Origin of the sequence: Simiaoa sp. (genome assembly GCF_051972595.1) — a bacterium.
GTDB classification, from domain to species: domain Bacteria; phylum Bacillota; class Clostridia; order Lachnospirales; family Lachnospiraceae; genus Acetatifactor; species Acetatifactor hominis.
Window position 1 is genome coordinate 73,311 of record NZ_JBOKRY010000006.1, and the last position, 20,616, is coordinate 93,926.

The 20,616-nt window shown below is 48.9% G+C and carries 20 protein-coding genes; 2 read left to right on the forward strand and 18 right to left on the reverse strand.

Annotated elements, in window-relative coordinates; all coding sequences use genetic code 11:
- The first annotated feature begins 16 nt into the window (after positions 1 to 16).
- A complete protein-coding gene (locus tag ACTRDR_RS03780) occupies positions 17 to 1,348 on the forward strand; it encodes an oligosaccharide flippase family protein (RefSeq protein ID WP_440526212.1) in 1,332 nt (443 codons plus the stop codon).
- Positions 1,349 to 1,547: 199 nt separating this feature from the next.
- On the opposite strand, the gene nrdR is transcribed toward ACTRDR_RS03780, so the two are convergent.
- Both nrdR and ACTRDR_RS03790 read right to left on the reverse strand, forming a co-directional pair.
- Entirely contained in the window at positions 1,548 to 2,012 is a 465-nt protein-coding gene (nrdR, locus tag ACTRDR_RS03785) for a transcriptional regulator NrdR (RefSeq protein WP_022313475.1), read from the reverse strand.
- Positions 2,013 to 2,065: 53 nt separating this feature from the next.
- Entirely contained in the window at positions 2,066 to 2,299 is a 234-nt protein-coding gene (locus ACTRDR_RS03790) for a YlmC/YmxH family sporulation protein (protein ID WP_118546063.1), read from the reverse strand.
- 153 nt (positions 2,300 to 2,452) lie between these two features.
- On the opposite strand from ACTRDR_RS03790, the gene sigG reads away from it, so the two are divergent.
- Complete coding sequence (gene sigG, locus ACTRDR_RS03795) at positions 2,453 to 3,232, forward strand: RNA polymerase sporulation sigma factor SigG (protein ID WP_176864012.1); 780 nt, start codon at positions 2,453 to 2,455, stop codon at positions 3,230 to 3,232.
- Positions 3,233 to 3,374: 142 nt separating this feature from the next.
- On the opposite strand, the gene ACTRDR_RS03800 is transcribed toward sigG, so the two are convergent.
- The 16 genes from ACTRDR_RS03800 to rsgA form a co-directional block, all read right to left on the reverse strand.
- Positions 3,375 to 3,908: a VanZ family protein gene (locus ACTRDR_RS03800; protein WP_440526213.1), complete on the reverse strand. Its 534-nt coding sequence runs from the start codon at positions 3,906 to 3,908 to the stop codon at positions 3,375 to 3,377.
- A gap of 12 nt (positions 3,909 to 3,920) precedes the next feature.
- Positions 3,921 to 4,238 carry a hypothetical protein gene (locus ACTRDR_RS03805; protein ID WP_178050031.1) on the reverse strand — a complete coding sequence of 106 codons (318 nt, stop codon included), beginning with the start codon at positions 4,236 to 4,238 and terminating at the stop codon, positions 3,921 to 3,923.
- Between the two features lie 93 nt (positions 4,239 to 4,331).
- Positions 4,332 to 5,069, reverse strand: coding sequence for an RNA polymerase sporulation sigma factor SigE (sigE, locus tag ACTRDR_RS03810; RefSeq protein ID WP_178050030.1), 738 nt, complete (start codon positions 5,067 to 5,069; stop codon positions 4,332 to 4,334).
- On the reverse strand, positions 5,066 to 5,878 hold the full coding sequence (locus ACTRDR_RS03815) for a sigma-E processing peptidase SpoIIGA (protein ID WP_440526214.1): 813 nt from the start codon (positions 5,876 to 5,878) through the stop codon (positions 5,066 to 5,068). Before ACTRDR_RS03815 ends, sigE begins: the two co-directional genes overlap by 4 nt.
- 80 nt (positions 5,879 to 5,958) lie before the next feature.
- Positions 5,959 to 7,749 carry a peptidoglycan D,D-transpeptidase FtsI family protein gene (locus ACTRDR_RS03820; protein WP_440526215.1) on the reverse strand — a complete coding sequence of 597 codons (1,791 nt, stop codon included), beginning with the start codon at positions 7,747 to 7,749 and terminating at the stop codon, positions 5,959 to 5,961.
- Positions 7,750 to 7,824: 75 nt separating this feature from the next.
- Entirely contained in the window at positions 7,825 to 10,083 is a 2,259-nt protein-coding gene (locus ACTRDR_RS03825; RefSeq protein ID WP_440526216.1) for a peptidoglycan D,D-transpeptidase FtsI family protein, read from the reverse strand.
- Positions 10,084 to 10,101: 18 nt separating this feature from the next.
- Positions 10,102 to 10,551 carry a cell division protein FtsL gene (locus ACTRDR_RS03830; RefSeq protein WP_440526217.1) on the reverse strand — a complete coding sequence of 150 codons (450 nt, stop codon included), beginning with the start codon at positions 10,549 to 10,551 and terminating at the stop codon, positions 10,102 to 10,104.
- Between the two features lie 39 nt (positions 10,552 to 10,590).
- Entirely contained in the window at positions 10,591 to 11,520 is a 930-nt protein-coding gene (gene rsmH, locus ACTRDR_RS03835) for a 16S rRNA (cytosine(1402)-N(4))-methyltransferase RsmH (RefSeq protein WP_176863999.1), read from the reverse strand.
- Positions 11,521 to 11,558: 38 nt separating this feature from the next.
- Positions 11,559 to 11,990: a division/cell wall cluster transcriptional repressor MraZ gene (gene mraZ, locus ACTRDR_RS03840; protein ID WP_176863997.1), complete on the reverse strand. Its 432-nt coding sequence runs from the start codon at positions 11,988 to 11,990 to the stop codon at positions 11,559 to 11,561.
- A gap of 300 nt (positions 11,991 to 12,290) precedes the next feature.
- Positions 12,291 to 13,166, reverse strand: coding sequence for a prolipoprotein diacylglyceryl transferase (gene lgt, locus ACTRDR_RS03845; RefSeq protein ID WP_440526218.1), 876 nt, complete (start codon positions 13,164 to 13,166; stop codon positions 12,291 to 12,293).
- Positions 13,167 to 13,312: 146 nt separating this feature from the next.
- Positions 13,313 to 14,410, reverse strand: a complete 1,098-nt coding sequence (gene ychF / locus ACTRDR_RS03850; protein ID WP_154495055.1) for a redox-regulated ATPase YchF — start codon at positions 14,408 to 14,410, stop codon at positions 13,313 to 13,315.
- Between the two features lie 148 nt (positions 14,411 to 14,558).
- Positions 14,559 to 15,626, reverse strand: coding sequence for an N-acetylmuramoyl-L-alanine amidase family protein (locus ACTRDR_RS03855; RefSeq protein ID WP_440526219.1), 1,068 nt, complete (start codon positions 15,624 to 15,626; stop codon positions 14,559 to 14,561).
- A gap of 107 nt (positions 15,627 to 15,733) precedes the next feature.
- Positions 15,734 to 16,999, reverse strand: a complete 1,266-nt coding sequence (locus tag ACTRDR_RS03860; RefSeq protein ID WP_440526220.1) for a methyl-accepting chemotaxis protein — start codon at positions 16,997 to 16,999, stop codon at positions 15,734 to 15,736.
- 98 nt (positions 17,000 to 17,097) lie between these two features.
- Positions 17,098 to 18,258 carry a toxic anion resistance protein gene (locus tag ACTRDR_RS03865; RefSeq protein WP_176863991.1) on the reverse strand — a complete coding sequence of 387 codons (1,161 nt, stop codon included), beginning with the start codon at positions 18,256 to 18,258 and terminating at the stop codon, positions 17,098 to 17,100.
- A gap of 60 nt (positions 18,259 to 18,318) precedes the next feature.
- Positions 18,319 to 19,710 carry a 5-bromo-4-chloroindolyl phosphate hydrolysis family protein gene (locus tag ACTRDR_RS03870; protein ID WP_440526221.1) on the reverse strand — a complete coding sequence of 464 codons (1,392 nt, stop codon included), beginning with the start codon at positions 19,708 to 19,710 and terminating at the stop codon, positions 18,319 to 18,321.
- Between the two features lie 2 nt (positions 19,711 to 19,712).
- Positions 19,713 to 20,606: a ribosome small subunit-dependent GTPase A gene (gene rsgA / locus ACTRDR_RS03875; protein ID WP_440526222.1), complete on the reverse strand. Its 894-nt coding sequence runs from the start codon at positions 20,604 to 20,606 to the stop codon at positions 19,713 to 19,715.
- Positions 20,607 to 20,616 lie beyond the last annotated feature (10 nt).

The window sequence follows — 20,616 nt, forward strand, 5'->3', positions numbered from 1 at the left end:
GGGCAAAAATCCGCTTATGAAACAAGCCAAACGTCATCCCCTGATCTTCGGTACTATGATCCTGACTGCAACCGGCCTCATCACCCGTGTCATTGGATTTTTCTACCGTATCTATCTGTCCAGGCTCTTCGGTGAAGAGGGAATGGGCATCTATCAGCTGCTCAGTCCGGCGCTGTCTCTTTCCTTTTCCCTGACTGCCGCAGGTTACCAGACCGCCATCTCGAAATATGTGGCAGCGGATAGCGCCAAACGCCCTTCCGGGAATTTAAAGCCGCTACTGGCCGGGATCAGTATCACCTTACCCCTGTCTCTTGTAACAAATGCCATTTTGTTTTTCTCTTCGGATCCCATCGGTACTTTTCTGTTAAAAGACCCACGTACCGTACCCATGCTGCGGATCCTGTCCTTCTCTGTCCCCTTTGCCACGCTGCACGCCTGCATCAACGGTTATTTCTATGGGAAAAAGAAAGCTTCCGTACCTGCTCTTACACAGCTTTTAGAACAGCTTGCAAGAGTCGGCTGCGTCTTTCTCGTCACCGGAGCCGATCTGGCAGAAGGACGTACTCCCTCCATCAATGCCGCGGTTCTTGGTCTCACCGTGGGCGAGATCTTTTCCATGCTGATTGCTCTGGTCTGCCTGTATATACATCTGTATCCGGGCAGTAGTATTCTTTCCGTGCGGAATATCTTTCCTTCTGTTCCGGTCTACCGGGATCTGCTTGGTATGGCACTGCCTCTGACCGCTAACCGTATCGTTCTGAACATTTTACAGAGTATCGAAGCCGTCTCCATTCCCCAGAAGCTTCTGCTCTATGGTTATGATACCACCACAGCCTTAAGTGTATACGGTGTCCTTACCGGCATGGCCATGCCCATGATCTTTTTCCCTAATGCCCTTACCGGCTCCGTGGCGGTGCTTCTCCTTCCCACCATCTCCGAAAATCATGCCAGAGGAGACCGTGGAGCCGTCTTATGTGACACACTGCGCACCGTAAAATATTGCAGTCTCATGGGTGCCTGTTGTCTGTGCGGTTTTCTGTTTCTGGGTGACTGGATGGGAACGGAACTGTTCCACAGTGAACTGGCCGGTCATTTTATCGTGACTCTGGGCTTCATCTGTCCTTTTCTGTATCTGGATACCACTCTCTCCAGCATTTTGCAGGGTCTCGGTATGGCAGGACGGATCTTTGCCTCCAACGTGGTCTGTCTTCTGATCCGGCTCCTGTTCGTATTTTTTGCCATTCCCGTGATCGGTATGCAGGGATATCTGTGGGGGATTCTGGTCAGCCAGCTGGTACTTGCGGGAATCTACTTCTTCTGTCTGTATCGTTTCTTCCGAAAAAATTAAAAAAAGCCTCCGTCATCCGGCTTGCGCCGGATTGGCGGAGGTATCTGTTTCCCGGTAATCTTATTCATCTTATTCTGTAAATACCGTCTTGCTTATCCTTTTTCATTATCGCACATGCCATGCGAAATTCTATCTTTATCTGGCCGTATTATCAGTTATAATATCGACTGTTTTTACGAAAACTTAAGTCTTCCGGAAATCAATTGTGATTCTTGTCATTCAGGACACTCTTTAATTCATCCATAAAGGTGTTCACGTCCTTGAACTCCCGATATACGGAAGCAAATCTTACATAAGCTACCGCATCCAGATCCTTCAGCTTGTTCATCACAAGTTCACCGATGGTTCCGCTGGGGATCTCACGTTCCTCCCGGTTGAAGATCTCGTTCTCCACCTCGTCCACCAACGTCGTGATCTGTTGTGCGCTGACCGGACGTTTATGGCAGGCCCTGAGTACTCCTGCTTCGATCTTGGCACGGTCATAGGCCTCTCTGTTATTGTCCTTTTTAATAATGATCAACGGAATCGTTTCGATCTTCTCGTAAGTGGTGAATCGCTTGCCGCATTCATCACACACACGGCGACGGCGAATGGAATTGTTATCTTCCGCCGGTCTCGAATCGATCACTCTGGTATTTTCATGGCTGCAGAACGGACATTTCATAGGCATCCTCCTCTTAAAAACCACGTGTTATTTATACGGATATTATAAGAGAATCAGCAGTTAATGTCAACTAAAATTATGTCCGGACCGATCTGCCGGATGTCCTTGTAAGGAATGACAATATTGGGCTCACAGCGCAGGAATCCCAGCCACTGGTTTCCACCCGGCACCATGATCTTACAGATGCATCCGCTGCACTCATCGAACTCCAGATCACAGACATGCCCCAGCTTTTTACAGTCTCTGACATTGATCACATCTTTGCATTTTAATTCGGAAAAAAGCATATGCGTACTCCTGCTTTCTTTCTATAATATATAATATATGCCTTTCCCATCCGTTTGTTCGGCAAATACTGGAAATTCTACCGGCAAAGTATATCCTCCCACAGTCCTGTGAATACTGTTGTTATCACAAAATTCAGTAATCGGGAGGTCTCTATGGTACAGGGAAAAGTGGAAATCTGCGGCGTCAATACAGCAAAACTGCCTTTGTTAAAGGCGGCAGACAAGGATGCTTTATTTGCGAAGATCCGCGAAGGAGATACCGCTGCCCGAGAGACCTATATCGAAGGGAATTTACGTCTGGTCCTAAGTGTGATCAAACGTTTTTCAAGCAGTGCGGAGAATGTGGATGATCTGTTCCAGATCGGATGCATCGGTCTCATCAAAGCCATCGACAATTTCGACGCTACTCTGGGTGTGAAGTTCTCTACCTATGCGGTTCCCATGATCATCGGGGAGATCCGCAGATTCTTACGGGATAACAACAGCATTCGCGTATCACGCTCCCTGAAGGATACCGCCTATAAGGCAATCTACGCCAGAGATACACTGACGAGAAAAAATCTGAAGGAGCCTACCGTGGAAGAGATCGCCGCGGAGGTGGGTATCTCCAAGGAAGACATCGTCTATGCCTTAGATGCCATGCAGAACCCCATGAGTCTCTACGAACCGGTCTATACCGACGGCGGCGACACCCTCTATGTCATGGACCAGATCAGTGATAAAAAAAATAAGGAAGAGACGTGGGTGGAACATCTCTCCCTCAGTGAAGCCATGAAACGTCTGAACGACAGAGAGCGTCATATCATCTCTCTGCGCTTTTTCGAAGGTAAGACCCAGACCGAGGTCGCCGACATGATCGGCATCTCCCAGGCCCAAGTCTCCCGCCTCGAAAAAAATGCTTTGAAAGCTATGCGGGGCTATCTTACCGCATAGACCTCCATTTTTATATCCGGGTGACATCCCCCTTACGTGCAGCATTTAACAGTAACCCCAGCTTTTCGTTCTGTGTCAGTTTTGCCGTTTCCGCTTTCTCCCTCATTTTTCATGTTATCTTCTGATTGTTCTGATTGCACTTTTATTGTCTGCGGAATCTCCGCAGCATTCCATACAGTATCTGAAACAGCAGATATCCGATCACTGCCCCCAGCACATTGGTCAGGATATCGTCCACCTGAAAATATCCCCTGCCGGTGATCAGCTGGATCGTCTCCACGCCGAAGCTGGTCACGAATGCCGCAAAGGTATTACGGAAAAATCCCCTCAGCCACGGAAATGCCCAGGGACAGATAAATCCATAGGGAATAAACAGCAATACGTTTTCCACGACATACGCATGGTTCCTCGCATTCGTCCCCCAGGTCGAGAACAGTTCCAGGTCCATGCCGATCCGGCTGCCATCCTCTCTGGAGAAAAAAGTGATCACCAGAATGATCATCAGATACAGAGAAAATGCCATGAGTCCCGCCATGGGAAAAGCATCCTTCCCCTTACGCTCCCGTCTGGCATTCAGTCCGTTCAGGAGCAGTCCCACAACAGCCCCCGCCATGATCCCGTAGGGAAGATAGGCCAGGGTCTCCTTCAGATCCTTTATGATATATTTTAACATCATCTTATTATTCCCTTACATTTGATAGGTATCCCAATGGGAAGGTGCTTCCTCCCATATCTTCTTATCCTCGAATAAGCGGTCATTCATCCAGCCGACGGCATCCACCACGCCATCCTCGTCAAAAGAAAAATATGCTCTTTTCTTTTTTTCCTCCGGGGTCTTAAAATAATTAAAAGGCTCCGGCCATACCGTCACCATAAGCTTTTTACCACCCTCGGGGTCCTCCGGATCCTGTGTCTGTTCCAGGCGGTAACGCATCCCCTGGTGGCATCCGGTGAATTCCGTCTTTTTTAAATATTCCATCGATAATATATCATCACGCTGTATCATGTATCTTCATCCTTAAAATCTGTCATTCACAATCCGGAGAATGGGTCCTCTCCGTAATCTTTATAGTATCATGTATCCGTCCCGAATGCAAAGTCAAATATGCAGGCTGATCTCCTTTTTCAGCTGCCTCATGATCTTTTTTTCCAGTCTCGAAATATAGGACTGGGAGATTCCAAGAAAGCTTGCCACTTCCTTCTGTGTCATCTCCTGTCCGTCCGGGGTTCCCAATCCGAACCGCAGCCGTACAATGGTCTTCTCCCGGTTTGACAGCTTGCTTACGGCATTCATTAAAAGTTTGCGCTCCACTTCGTTCTCTATCCCTCTGTAGATCACATCCTCATCCGTTCCCAGGATATCCGACAGGAGCAGTTCATTGCCGTCCCAGTCCACATTTAAGGGTTCATCGATGGACACTTCCATCTTCGTCTTATTATTCCGCCGCAGGTACATCAATATCTCATTTTCAATGCACCGTGAGGCATAGGTCGCCAGTTTGATATTTTTCTCCGGATTAAAGGTATTGATGGATTTGATCAGTCCGATGGTGCCGATGGAGATTAGATCCTCCACGCCCACTCCCGTATTATCGAATTTTTTGGCTATGTAGACCACAAGACGCAGGTTATGCTCGATGAGGATTGCCTTCGCCTCATCCTCATACTCCGTTCCCAGATCGCCGATGACCTGATTCTCCTGATCACTTTGGAGGGGAGGCGGTAATACTTCCGCTCCGCCGATATAGTGAAGATCACCTTTCCGATGTATGGGAAAAGGCTCCCTGCGTGTTATTTTCAATTTCATTTTTCCGGGTATTGCTATCTTTAAGATCATAATTGCTCCTTCCTGTCTCCCGGCTGCAGCAATGCAGGATGCAGCAGCATAGGAATTTCTTTTCCGGCAATTTCCTCTTCACTCACTGCCAGATATACATTTCTGCACACTTTTTCCACGCCCCGGTACCGGATCGTTATCTGCGGTACCGGATAACCGCTAAGGATGCCGCTGTTCTTCCCCACGCTGTGATAGGGGATGGCACGAAATCCCGAAGGTTCCTCTCTCCACAGGCTCTTAAATACCCTCACATCCAGCACCGACACCGGTGCTCCGCTGATAGGCTCTCTTAACGTATTGCCGGAATCGATCAGGGCGGGGACCCAGCATTCACCGTCCGTTCCCCGTAGGAACACCTGACAATACGCCGCGTACTCTTCTTCCTTTTTTCTGTGTCTCAGAAAAATGATACAAAAAAGGGCTCCCACTCCAAGCACCATGCAGGTGCCCGGGAGAAATTTTCTGCCTGCGGGAAAGCTTCGAAACACCGCCGCCAGCGCCCCTCCCATTAAAAAAGTATAAACGCACTGTTTTCTGAAATACAGCCAGAATCCCCTCATATTCCGTATGGGAAAAGCCACCCACAGCATGAGTCCCGTCCCCGGCAGAAGACACAGGAAAAGCTTTAGAAGCGCCGTTCCCTTCCATAAAAAAGGGAGCAGATAACATACCGCTCCGATCGCCGCCCCGGCTGTCAGCCGGTACCACGTGGCAGTGTGGCAGGTACTGTGATCCACCAGGATCAGAAGTAACAGGTTCATGCCGAAGTTCAGGAGGAACAGGCTGTCAAAATACAGTTCATAATGCATCACACCCCTCCTTCAGAATCATTATAAGGGGTGTGGTCAGCAGATTTTGTCAAATTTTCACCCGCCGGAACCTTTTTCATTCAGTTATTTTCGACAGCAGTATCTTCTGTCTTCTCCAATCCCAGATAAGGTAAAATATTTTCATACAACTGCCTTATAATAGGGGCTGCCACCTGTCCTCCGTAATAGACGCCCTGTGGATTATTGATGATGGCTATGGCGATGACCTCGGGATCATCCGCCGGAGCGAAACCGATAAAAGAAGAAATATAACGTCCGCTCCCACGGGGCAGGGTCTGGCTGGTCGCGGTCTTTCCTCCTACCCGGAACCCCTGCACCTGCCCGTTCCTGCCGGATCCTTCCGCTACTACCATCTCCAGGATATAGCGCATGGTGGCAGAGGTCTCCTCCGACAGGATTCCGCTGCGTACCGGATAGGAAAACACCTCTTCCACCTCTCCGTCCCGGTTCAGCGCTTCGATCCCGAAATGTGGCGTGATTCGATTGCCGCCGTTGATAATGGAGGATGCCGTAGTCAGAAGCTGGATCGCCGTGATCTGAAAGGACTGCCCGAAAGCCACCGTCGCCAGTTCCACATTTCCCATGTCTTCCTTTTTATGCATGATCGTTGCCGCCTCCCCCGGCAGATCCACCCCGGTGCGCTGTTTTAAACCAAACTGCTCAAAATACCGGTAATACTCATCCACACCGAGGCGGAGCCCCACAGTAATGAGTGCCGGATTACAGCTGTTTTCCATACACTGCACAAAGGTCTGACTTCCATGTCCCACCGTCTTATGGCATCTGATCTTACGGTCATCCACAATGATAAATCCCGGGCAGGAGAAGTTGCTGTCCGGGGTCACGACACCGGACTCCAATCCTGCAGCCGCCGTAATGATCTTAAAAGTGGATCCCGGTTCATAGGTATCATTAATGCAGCCGTTTCTCCACATGGCATTTAATTTTTCCTGCTTCTGCTCGGCTGTAAGCTGCCCGGGGTCCACCGTAAGGAGACTGCCGTCTTCTGCCGTAACGGTCTCCATAGGCAGTGTATAGGGGTCATTGAGATCAAACTCCGGGTAATTGACCATCGAAAGGATCTCCCCGTTCTTCGGATTCATGACAATGATATAGACGCTGTCCGCCTCCTTGGCAGCACAGGCCTGTTCCGCCAGCTGCATGGCATACTCCTGGATATTTCTGTCAATGCTGATGCGAAGGTCTCTCCCCGGCACCGGCTCCACCCGGCGTTCTCCCGCCGTATCCACCTCGATTCCCTTGGCATCTGTTACGGTCAATATCATACCGGGCTCTCCCTTAAGTACTTCCTCGTAGACCACTTCCAGTCCGATGATCCCCTGATTATCGCCTCCGGTAAATCCCAGCACCTTACTTGCCAGTTCTCCGTAAGGGTAATATCTCTTATAGTCTTCGTCCACTTTTACCCCTGCCAGATCATATTCCCGGATTCTGTCACCGACAGTCTTATCCACGTTGCTTTTCACCCGCTCTATGGAGGAATATTTTTCCACCCGTTTCCTGGCCAGTTCCTCAGAGATACCCAGTTCCTTTACCAGCATGGCGATCACCTGCTCAGGTTCCTTGATCTGGTTATGGATCACGGATACGGTACAGACCGTTTTGTTATCCGCCAGCACGACGCCGTTACGATCCAGGATCCTCCCTCTTGCCGCTTTGATGCTTCTCTCCCTCTCGTGCAGTCTGGTGGCTGCTTCTCCATAATAATCCGCCCTCCATACCATCAGGTACAAAAGTCGTCCAAGCAGCCCACAGAAGACTGCCGTACATAGGAAAAATATGGTCATGATCTTTTTGCGGTGAAAAAATCGGTTCTGATGATCTGCCATAAAAAAACCTCACCCACGGAGCTTTTTACATTTTATGGCTCCAAAGGTGAGGCTATTCATTCCATGAACGTCTATTTATTCATTTTGCTGATTCAGCAGATTATTGTTCACCGGGCTGTCACCCAGGGTATCCTCTCCGCCGACATCCGCTCCCGTAACGGGATCGATCAGGCCGCCGTCGATCGGACTTACCAGATATCCGGTAGCAGGATCCACAGGGTAATTTCTCCAGTCCTCAGAAGTTGTGGGAGACTCTTCTCCCTCTCCGGTTCCGGTGCTCTCTCCGCCCGTCTGATCCGCAGGATCGGAAGCGGTATCTGCTCCGTCACCGTTATTCTGGGTATCCCCGTCTTCCGGTTTCTGTGTATACTGATTCGTAATCTCGATCTGTTTCTCTGCCAGTTCCTGAATCTCCTTCTCAGACAGCTCCTCCGTCATGAAGATATTCAGATAAGGCAGTACTTCCGTCAGAACATTTCTAACGATTCCCGTTGCGAACTTTGCATCATCCTGAGGGGATGCATTGGCACGGTCCACAACCACGTAAATGGCGATCTGAGGATCATCCGCCGGTGCATATCCCATAAAGGATACAACATATTCACCGTTTTTACGAGGAATGGTCTCTGCGGTACCGGTCTTGCCGCCGATGGCATATCCGGCAGGTCTTGCGGTTCTACCGGTTCTGCGGTCACCGCCCTCTTCCATAACGGTAGCTCTGCAATACTGTCTGATTTTCGCCGATGTGCTCTCGGAGATGGTCTGTCGTAATACTCTCGGTTCAATGTTCTCCACCGTTGCTCCGCTTGCATTGGTGATCTTGTCCACCATGTGGGGCTCATAATAATATCCGCCGTTGATCAGGGAGCAGAAACCGGTGATCATCTGGATCATGGTCACATTGAAGTTCTGTCCGAAGCTGTTGGTCGCCAGATCAGCGCTTCCCATCTGGTCTACCGGGAACAAGAGGCTGGCGGTTCTCGCTTCTCCTGCCAGATCCACGTTGGTCTTTAATCCAAAGTTAAAGGTCTGCTGGAATTTGGCAAATTCCTCCTTGCCCATGGTGGCAGCGATCTTCATTAACGCTACGTTGCAGGACCAGGCAATGGAATTCTGTACCGATACATCGCCTTCACCGCCGGAACGGTAGCTGTGGCATTTGATCGTATGGCCGCCGACTTCCAGATATCCGTTACACTGATAGTGCTCGTTGCCGGTGATGGCACCACTCTCCAGTGCTGCCGCCACGGTAAAAGGCTTCGCCGTGGATCCCGGCTCGTAGGTAGTGGAGATACAATAGTTCTTCCACAGGTAATTCAGATTATCCAACAGTTCTTCATCCGTCAGGGCATCGATATCTTCCTGGGTAAAATAGGTATCTGTCTTCGTCAGTACCTGATAACCGTTGGCATTGGTCACCATCTCGATCTTACGGGATCCCAAAAGGGCATCCGTATTCCTGGTATCGTTCAGGTCATAGGTAGGATAGCTTGCCATGGCCAAAATATTGCCGGTATTGACTTCCATGATGATGCAGCCCACATTTTCCGCGCCGTTGCCGGGATGTGCCGCATCCTTATGCTCCTCGTTAAACTGCTTTAAGTATTTCTCCACAATGCCCTGAATATTAGCATCAATGGTACTGTGTATCGTGTTGCCATCCACTGCCGGCTTGATCGTACGTTCCAGGTTGGCATCATCATTCAGATAACCGTACTCTCTTCCGGTGGTTCCGTTCAGGACATCATTGTAATACTCTTCCAGTCCGTACTGTCCTTCATTGTCCGCTCTGGCAAATCCGACCACATCTGCCGCCAGAGAACCGTTTGGATAGACTCTCTTATATTCCTCTTCGAACCAGACACCACGGATCTTACTGTTTTCCAGTGCTGCCGCCTGGAATCCGCTGATCTGGTCATAAGTCATCCTCCGAAGAGGCACATACCACGAAGATTCGGGATGAGACGTTACATACTGCCGCACCGCCGTCATGTCCAGATCCGGGAAATTCGCAGCCAGCGCTTCCATGGTGGGTTCCAGATAATCCTCCCGGTCCAGCATTACCCTGGCGTCGATGACCAGGTTATACACCTTTTCACTGACGGCAAGCTTCGTTCCCTTGGCATCCACGATGTCACCACGCCTAAACGGCAGGGTGATGGAATCGTATTTTTGCTGGGAGAGCACCTGCTTCTCATAGTCAGCTCCGTCCGCTCTCACGATCCATGACAGACGAAACGACAGCAGAATAAATGCCAGTATGATCAATACATACAGGCATAACAGTTTCTTCTGCATTTTGATACTGAATTTCTTGGGGTTCTTCTCCTTCACACGTTCTGCCTCCCGTGCTTAGTTCTGACTGCCGTCAGCCTGACGCATATAATCGTTGCTGATGCCGGCATAAGGAATGACCTGTCCTTCTGTTGCGTAGGTCATTCCCAGTTCACCGATGGCAATTTTCTTGATCTCTTCCAGCTTCACACTGCTGGTGATACGGCTGTATTCTTCATCATTGGACAATTTCAGAGCGTTCAGTTCACTCTCCATTCTGGATACTTCCGTGATCTTTGTGGTCAGCTGTGACTGCATCTGAATATAGTTCACCAGGAAAAATGCACATGCCACCAGTGCCACCATCAGAAAAGTCACATAGCCGATGCTCATGTGTCTTGCTTTTTCTCTGTTTTTTCTCGTCTCATGAGACAGCTGTCTCCGGGGCTCTTCCATTTGTCTCCGGACCTGTAAGTCTCTTGCTGTATTATCATATATGTATGGGGTATTACTTCTTCTCTGTGCCATACTTTATTCCCACTTTCACTGATTAAAGATTTAAAATTCTTATTTCTTTTCAAACACACGTAGCTTTGCGCTCTTGGACCTGCTGTTTGCTTCCAGTTCTTCCGCACCGGGAAGGATCGGTTTTCTGGTGATCACCTTTCCCTTGGAGACCTTACCGCATACACACACCGGAAATTCCGGAGGACAGGTACAGGGATTTTCATTCCTGCGGAACGCATTTTTCACGATCCGGTCTTCCAGGGAATGGAAGGTGATGATACAGAACCTTCCGCCGGGATGTAACAGATCGATCAATTCGTCCAATGCCTTTTTCAGTACTTCCAGTTCCTGATTGCACTCAATGCGGATCGCCTGGAATGTCTGCTTGGAGGGATGTCCGTTCTGCCGCATTTTCGCCGGAACTGCGGCCTTAATGATCTCATTTAATTCAAAGGTAGTCTCAATGGGCTTGTCTGCCCTGTTTTTTACAATATGTTTCGCAATGTTTTTCGCAAACGGATCTTCGCCGTAATCCCGGATGATATGATACAGCTCCATCTCGGAATAATTGTTCACGATATCTCTTGCTGTCAGGGTCTGCCTGCGGTCCATCCGCATGTCAAGCGGTGCATCAAACCGGTAAGAAAACCCTCTGTCCTCGGTATCTAACTGGTAGGAAGAGACTCCCAGATCCAGCACGATGCCGTCCACACCGGTGACTCCGTATTCTCTGAGTGCCTCCACCGCATTCACGTAATTGTTGCGGATCACGGTCACTTTATCTCCAAAGCATCGTAATCTCTCCGATGCCGCCGCGATCGCCGCGTCATCCTGATCGATCCCGTAGAAATGTCCGTTCTGTAAGCGGCTGCACACCTCATAGGCATGTCCGCCGCCTCCTAAGGTTCCGTCCACATAGATGCCGTCCGGTCTGATATTCAGTTGTTCGATGGTCTCATGCAACATCACAGAATAATGATTAAATTCCACGACGGTCATCCTCTCCTGCTTCTTTAAATCTGCTTCTTTTAAATGGTCAGTCCCAGTCCTTCCATGGCGCCGGTGATCTCATCCATATCCGCATCCGAGTTCATGGTCTCCCACTTATCCTTGCTCCAGATCTCCACACGGCTGCCGACTCCGACTAACACCACATCTTTTTCCAGTCCGGCGAATTCTCGCAAGTGTGTCGGCAACAGGATTCTTCCCTGCTTGTCCACTTCCACCGTAGCCGCACCGGCTAAGAAGAAACGGGCAAATTGTCTTGCTTCCTTATTGATCAGAGGTAATGAGGTCAGCTTCTGTTCAAAAGCATTCCAGTCATCGCCCGCATACACAAATAAGCAGCCATCCATTCCCTTGGAAATTACAAATTCCTCGCCTAAAGTCTCTCGGAATTTCGCCGGAATGATCAACCTGCCTTTCGTATCTAACGTATGGTTGTACTCGCTCATAAACATCGCACTCACCACCATTCATCCAAAAGGGGACTGCCACGAAAAAGGAGGTCATTTTTCCAAAAATCTACCACTTTGTGGCACTTGCCTCCACTTTCTCCCACTTTTATTATGATTTTATACTAAATTAAGGGATTTTACAAGAGAAATCAAGTGGCTTTTTTCGACGGCAGAATCAAAAAAAGCGTCCTGTCCTATGACAAGAGCGCTCTTTTCCACTATATGTGGTAAAAAAATAAGAGCAAACACAATATCTATGTATTTGCTCTTATTTCGATATTCTTAATAAATTTTTAAAAATTTTTAATTTTTTTCCACTTTCGGCTGTTTTTTCAGGTGCATACGTACCACAATGTCCGTCACCACCGCGAAGATCACCATACACAGGGATAATACCTGGGATACGGCGAGGCTCGTTCCGGGGATAAACAGGGTATCTGTCCGGATACCTTCGATCCAGAATCTGCCGAGGCCATAGCCTCCGAAATACAAAAGGCAGATCTCTCCCTCGAACTTTTTGTGCTTGCGGTATACCAGCATAATGATCAGAATCATCAGATTCCACAGACTCTCATAGAGGAATGTGGGGTGTACCTGAATATAATTCGTTCCCTCAATAATATGTGCCGCTACATTCTCGGAAATATCCCGACTGCGCACCGCTTCGACAGGGAGCCGCATAGCCAGGAAATTATCCGTATATTCTCCGAACACTTCACGGTTCATGAAATTGCCCCAGCGGCCGATAACCTGTCCTAAGATCAGTCCCGGTACACACAGATCTCCCAGCCGGAAAGGGCTGATCTTCTTGATCTTGCAGTAAATAAACAGAGTCAGGAAAGCTCCGATCACACCACCGTAGATCGCCATACCACCGTTACGGGTATTGAAGATACTCAACAGATTGTCCTTGTAATAATCCCAGGCAAATACCACGTAATAAATTCTGGCACCGATCACTGAAAAGATCACGGCATAAATAGCGAAATCCCAAATAGTATCCGGATTCTCTCCGCTCACCTTCGCTTCATGCACCGCCATCAGGATACCCGCCAGTACACCGATGCCGATGATCAGACCGTAAAAAGCGATCTCGAAACCGAATACGGTAAAGCTTCTGGGAACATTTTCCAGGTAAATGCCTAAATGGGGAAATACAATATCTCCTGCATTCATCATAATTATTATATCCTTTCTTGCTCATGTCTCCATACTAACCGGCTTCTCCGCGCTTTGCGCTCTCGAATCCGGAATAGACATTCGCTAATAGACAGATTACTCTGCCTGCAAGCAGTCTCGTAATCTGTCTATTGCGGATCTTAGTATTACACGTTGAATCGAAACAGAATTACATCGCCGTCCTGTACGACATAGTCCTTGCCTTCCATGCCGACCAGTCCCTTTTCACGGGCAGCTGCCAGGGACCCCTGCTCTAAGAGATCCTTGTAATTTACAACTTCCGCCTTGATGAAGCCTCTCTCGAAATCGGAATGGATCTTGCCGGCTGCCTGAGGCGCCTTGGTACCGATCTTGATGGTCCATGCTCTGGTCTCATCCTCTCCTGCGGTTAAGAAGCTCATCAGACCTAAGATATGATAGCTTGCCTTGATCAGCTTCTCCAGGCCGGATTCCGTTAATCCCAGATCATCCAGGAACATTGCCTTCTCGTCATCATCCAGTTCGGAGATCTCTTCCTCGATCTGTGCGCAGATGACGAATACTTCGCTGTTCTCACTTGCAGCGAACTCTCGCACCTTCGCTACCATCTCATTGGATGCGCCGTCGTCTGCCAGATCATCTTCGGATACATTTGCCGCATAGATCACGGGCTTGTAGGTCAGCAGATTGTATTCCTTTATCAGAGCCAGTTCATCCTCATCGGTGACTTCCAGGCTCTTCGCCATCTTACCGCTTTCCAGATGCTCCTTGATACGCTCTAAGAGTGCCAGCTCCTTGGCATAGGTCTTGTCCATTCTGGCAGCCTTGACTACCTTGGACAGTCTTCTCTCCAGTACTTCCAGATCTGCGAAGATCAGCTCTAAGTTGATGGTCTCGATATCCCGTAAAGGATTTACACTGCCGTCTACATGAATGACATTCGTATCCTCGAAGCATCTTACCACATGGACGATGGCATCCACCTCACGGATGTTGCTCAAGAACTGGTTACCCAGTCCTTCACCCTTAGAAGCACCCTTTACCAGACCTGCGATATCTACGAATTCAATCACAGCAGGGGTCACTTTCTTGGAATGATACATCTCTCCCAGCGCCTTTAATCTGTCATCCGGAACTGTTACCACACCCACATTGGGGTCGATGGTGCAGAAAGGATAGTTAGCGGATTCCGCTCCCGCCTTGGTCAAGGAATTGAAAAGTGTACTCTTTCCTACGTTGGGAAGACCTACAATACCCAGCTTCATGATTTATTTACCGTTCAGACCCACCAAAAGGGTCTGCCTTTCTTGTATTTTCTATTCTGTATTTCGCTCATAAGTCCATCCGCCTCCGTGCAGAGGCAAACGAATCTAAAATAGTATTATAGCATACCTCACACTCTTTGCAAAGTCCCTACTGTTCAAAGTAAGTATTGATTCCGGCAAGAAGCCCTGTGGCTAATTGTTCCAATATCACATCGCTGTGATCCGAATATGCGTTTCCCAGTTCCATATCCACAGAAGGGATCGTGCTGTAGGATGTCTGGGTCAGGTCAATACCCATATGTCCTTTCCCATAAATTGTGGCTCCCTGCTCCCGCAGTCCCTCCACCAGATCCGTTCCCAGGATATCGTGCTGCTGCCAGTGCGACGCTACCGGCTCCATGGTTTTCAGTGCTTCCGGCACCGAGATGTAGAAGCATCCCTTGTCGTAATTTTTGCCGTCTCCGCTGTCCCAGTGCAGTGCAATATGGCAGTCCGCGACATTGTTGCAGATCACAGTCCGCGCCACATTGTCTAACTGCACATCCTCACTGTCCCTGAGCATCAGCACATCATAACCGGAAGATAACAACTTATCCCGCAGGATCTGTGCCATACGTAATGTCACCTCCCGCTCCGGTGTGCCGTCCTGAAATGTCATGCCCCCGGAGACTGCAACAGCCTCCGTAGCTCCCGCCGCTGTGCTGCCGCCGGTGACCTTCGCCGAGCCGTCCGGATGGCACAGCGTCTTCACCTTCGCACCGCCCGCCGTCCCGTGTCCGGCATTGACACCGATGACGATACCTTTGCGTCCGGATTCCTCCGGTGCCGGGTACAACACGGCTGCTCCGGTATTTATTTTAGAATGATCTGCATATTTCCATGTGGGATCCAGGGTGATCTGCTGCAAGTCAGTGTATTCTACCGGTTGCATCTGTGGTGTGACATTTGCCGTTCCCTGTGGTGCCACACTCTCCGAAACCATAGCTCCTATAATTTCTGCATTCTCTATGGTCTCTGTGCTCTCCACGTTTTCTGTGCCCTTCACGGTCTCTGTGTTCTCCACAGTTTCTGTACTCTTCATGTTCTCCACGGTTTCTGTGCTCTTCACGCTTTCCGTACTCCCGGTATTTTCCTGTGTTCCACAGGCAGTCAGGGTAAGCGCCAGCACCATAATGGTTACTCTCACCGCCACCCTGTATTGTTTTCTGTGAAGCATTTGTCTTTTACTCCTCCGATATGAAAAGAACCACAGCTGTGAACTTACAGCTATGGTTCTTCTGTTCTCTCTTCCTTATTCCGCTTATTTCAGAACACATCCTCTGATCAGCCGCGCAGTTTGAAATGCTCTAACAGCTCGTTCAGAGTCGTTGCAGATGCGGAAAGCTCCTCGCTGGTAGCGGAAGTCTCTTCAGCTGCTGCAGAGTTAGACTGGATAACATCATTGATGTCTTCCACACCCTTTTTGATATTTTTAACGGAAACCGCCTGTTTGTCAGACGCAGTACGGATATTGGCAACCTCCTGGATGATCTGATCCAGCTCAGCCATAACCTCCTGCATAGCATCATTGGTCTCCTTGGTGACCTTATTACCCACCTCTACTTCATTCATGGACTCTTCGATCAGCTTCTTGGACTCTACTGCAGAATTAGCACTCTCTTCTGCCAGCTGTCTGATCTGATCTGCCACGACTGCGAAGCCTCTTCCTGCCTCTCCGGCACGGGCTGCCTCGATGGAAGCATTTAAGGACAGCAGATTGGTCTGGGATGCGATATTCTCAATATCCGCGATGATCTTTTCAATGTTCTGGGTCGTTGCGTTGATCTTCTTCATGGCATCTACCAGTTCATCCATCTTCTTCTGGCTGTTGGCTGCCTCGATACCTACCTTTTTCGCCTTGTCATGTACAATGTCGGTAGACTTGGTATTCTCCAGTACCTGACTGGTTACTTCGTCTACGGTAGCCACCAGTTCTTCTACGGATGCTGCCTGATGGGTAGCGCCCTCCGCTATATCCTGTGCACTGACTGCCAGCTGATTGCTGCCCGCAGATACCTGCTCGGAGGAATCCTGAATACCGTGCATGGTCTCACTGATCTTATTTACCATTTCATCCAGCTCATCCAAAACATTTCGGAGCAGTCCGACATATGCCTCCGGGCAGCTGCTGTGAACATCAAAATTACCATCGGAAAATTGTTCTACAATAGTCTGCAGATCTGATACAACCTTTTTCAAAATAGCTGCGGCGGTCTCAAAGCTGTCGGAAAGTCTGCCCAGCTCATCCTCAGATTCATAAGGTACACCGATCTCAAAATCACCGGATGCGATCTTCTCAGACGCAGTTACCAGGTTCGTGATCGGATCTATCAGCATTTTGGCAAGCATTTTAGACATGGATGCATTAAATATGATAGCTAAAACAAGTAAAACCACAACAACTATACTTCCTATATAGCCTTTTGACCGTACCAATTCCACCACTGCCACCAGTGCCAGCACCACATATAAAATGTCCATGATGCGGAATGCAAAAGAAAGCTTATTTTTAATTGGCTTGTCTCTCAGTATTTCTTCCAGTTTTTTCATTTGTTTTCTGCTCCTTCCGTGAATTAACCTTTCTGTATTTTATTTTAATTTTCCTTATCTGTTTCGTCAAGATGAAGCTGATTAAAATTATGTAAAATTCAGGTATGGGATGCCCGGCTCATCTCCAGTAATTTATCTCTCATTTCATTCTCAATGCGCTGTAAATCTTCCTCTGCGCTCTGTCTTCTCGCACGTCCCTCTTCCTGGATCTTCATGACCTCATCCAATGTCGTCATCAGTGTCTGATTCGTACTCTTAAGTGTCTCTATATCCACAATTCCCCGCTCGGATTCCTTCGCTGTCTCCACAGACGCCACCTTCAGTGCTTCCGCGTTCTTCTTCAGCAGTTCATTGGTCATATCCGATACGGCACGCTGTGCCTTGGCGGCATCGGTAGCATGATCCAGACCGATGGCAATGACCATCTGACTCTTCCACAGGGGGATCGTATTCACTAACGTCGACTGGATCTTCTCGGACATGGCGATATCATTGGACTGGATCAGACGGATCTGGGGTGCCATCTGCAGGGAAATGGCTCTGGTCAGCTCCAGATCATAGATCTTCTTCTCAAACCGCTCACACATTGCCGCGAAATCTTTCGCTGCCTGCGTGTCCTCCGGCAGTCCGCTCTTCTGTGCCTTCTCTAAAAGTTCCGGAAGCTCCACACTTTTTGCCTGCGCCAGCTTCTTTTTGCCTGCCAGGATATACATGGACAGTTCCTTGAAGTAATTCAGGTTCAGCTGGTATAGCTTGTCCAACACAGCCACATCCTTTAACAGCACTACCTGATGACTCTCCATGGCATCACAGATCTTTGTGATATTGACTTCTGCCTTATCATACTTTGCTTTTAGATTGCTCAGCTTGTCTCCGCTTTTTTTGAACAGTCCGAAAAATCCCTTATCTTCCTCGGTGTCGAAGTCCTTTAGCTGTGCCACCACATCGGTTAACAGAGTTCCAACTTCTCCCATATCCTTGGTCCGGACATTATTAAGCGCCGTCTCTGAGAAATCTGCGATCTTCTTCTGGCTTCCGGCTCCGTACTGTAACACCGCCTGGGTATTGGTCAGGTCGATCTGTGCTGCGAAATCATCCACCTGCTTCTGCTCTTCCGGTGTCAGTTCCATCTCGGGAACCGCCTGCTCTTCCACTAACTCCTCCGGCTTCTTCTCCACGATCTCTTCCTTTGCCTCGGCAAAAGGATCCAGTGTAAGAGTCGGTGCTTCTTTTGTTGCTGCGTCTAAATCCATGTTCATACTAATCTCCCTTCCGCAGACGATTCCTTTCGTCGGAGGAATCGCGAATCAAATTTCAATTTACTGTTTTTCCATTACAAAATCGGATTCCGTCAGACCTTCCTTTGCCAGCATGGTCTGTAATACCTGCGCATCAGCCGCTGCGTCAAAGGCTGCATCCTGAAACAGATTGTTTAACAATGTCACAAATGCCTGATTGATCATGTCCAGTGTCTTCCCGATCTCTTTCTTGGCATCGAGAATGTCCTCTCCGGGACTGCTGACTTCATCAAATTCCGCATACTGCTCCACCAGCTTTAAAGTAGTGGGCAGATAATAATCCATTAATTTATGCATTCTGTGCATCTGCTCCGGGTGCTCCTGCACTCTGTCGAAGATCTCCTTCAACAGATTCTCCAGACGGTACAGCTTCTCGGAGATTGCCTCCTCTTCGATCCGGTCGTTCAGATCCCGCAGATGTCTGATGCATTCCATCCCCTCTGCCACCATACTGTGGAGTTCCTGTTCTCTCTCCGCCTGTGCAACGTCCTGTGCTGTTCCTGTATCCGGCATCTGTTTTGCCTGCTCCTCTAAGTTTTTCTGTTCCAGATAAGCCTTTTCTGTCTCCAGATACTGATGATAGATCACATCATTTAACATAAAACAGGTCTCTTTGTCATCCAGATGACCGTCAGGGAACATTCCGGCCTTCAACATTTTACGCAGATCCTTTTTTACATAGCGGACGCTTTTGCCGGTATAACGCGCCATCTCCGTGATCACACCGTACATCTTGGTACCGCACAGCTCCAGATATTTCTCCGCACGCTGTAATCTTCTGCGCTGTCCGTTGCCATAGGATATCATCTCCAAAAATACCAAAGAAAGTACTCCCGGAAGAATTGCCGCACTTAAGCTTGCTGCACTAAAAGCTGCCAGGAGAAGCTGTACCAAAAGTCCCAGCCCGGAAAAACCAAGTCCGATGCCGCCGAACACAGTGTACAAAGTTCCGGACACGCTTCCCTTTTTCTCCATTTTTACCAAAGAAGTCATCTCGGAAGCCGTAGCCTTTCTGGGTGTCCCGACTCCTGCCTGATTTCTGGCACGGTTCTGCGCCGCCTGTGCCTTACGCTGCTCTTCCCATTGTTTTTCCCGTTCTATTCGCTGTCTGTGCCATTCTTCGTTTTGTCTGCGGTGTTCTTCCCGCTGTCTTTCCCGTTCTTCGCGCTCCGTCTGGATCTGCTCTTTAGACTTCTCTTCTTCCCGCTTTTTATCCTGCCAGTTGCGCTGGGAATTCCAGACCTTTTTTTCCGTGGCTTCCCTGGATAGATTCGCCTGAAAATCCGCTTCCCGCAGAGCATCGGTGACCGTATCGGTTACTAATGTATTCAGTGCCCGGAAATCTCCGGTCTTCATGGCTTCGGCAATGGTCTCTTTAAATTTTTCCCCAAGATGATTCTGCACTTCACTCATAATTAATATTTTCTCTGACTTTTCAGTTCCTCATAGAGCAGACAATAATTTTCGTAACGTGTCTGCGGAATCTCCCCTTCCGCCACAGCATCTTTCACGCCGCAGACCGGTTCTGAGATATGAGAACATCCTCCGAATCTGCAATATTTTTCAAAAGGAACAAATTCGGGATAAAATCCCGCCAGCTGTTCTTTTTCCAGTCCGAACAGTCCCAGGGAGCTGAACCCCGGAGTATCCAGAATGTAAGTATCCGGTGCAATGGAGATCAGTTCGGAATGCCTGGTGGTATGTTTTCCACGCTCGATCTTCTCACTGATGGACCCAGTCTCCATCACGATCCCCGACTGTAAACAGTTGACCAGCGAAGACTTTCCGACGCCGCTGGGCCCCGCCACCGTGGTGGTCTTGCCCCGAAGCAGGTCTTTTAATCTGTCGATGCCTTCCTTTTCCCTGGCACTGACAGTAATGGTCTGAAATCCCGCCTGTTCATAGATGGAACAATAATCCTCTTTTTTCCCCTCTGTGTCAATGTCCTGTTTGTTAAAGCAGATAATGCAGGGAATGTCCTGCTGCTGCATCATGATCAGGAAACGATCCAGCAGGTTAAAATTGGGCTGTGGCTTACAGATGGCAAAAATCACCAGTGCCTGATCCACATTGGCAACCGCCGGACGGATCAGTTCGCTGTGCCTGGGAAGCAGTTCTGTGATATTTCCCTTTTTCTGTGCTTCATCTATGACTTCCATCTCCACATCGTCCCCGACCAATGGTTTCCTGTGGTCCTTACGGAAGACACCTTTTGCCTTGCATTCATAGATTCCGTCCGCACTATGCAGAGCATCCCCTGCATGGACATAATAGAATCCGGCAATTCCTTTTATAATCTTGCCCTTCATAGTTCCTGCC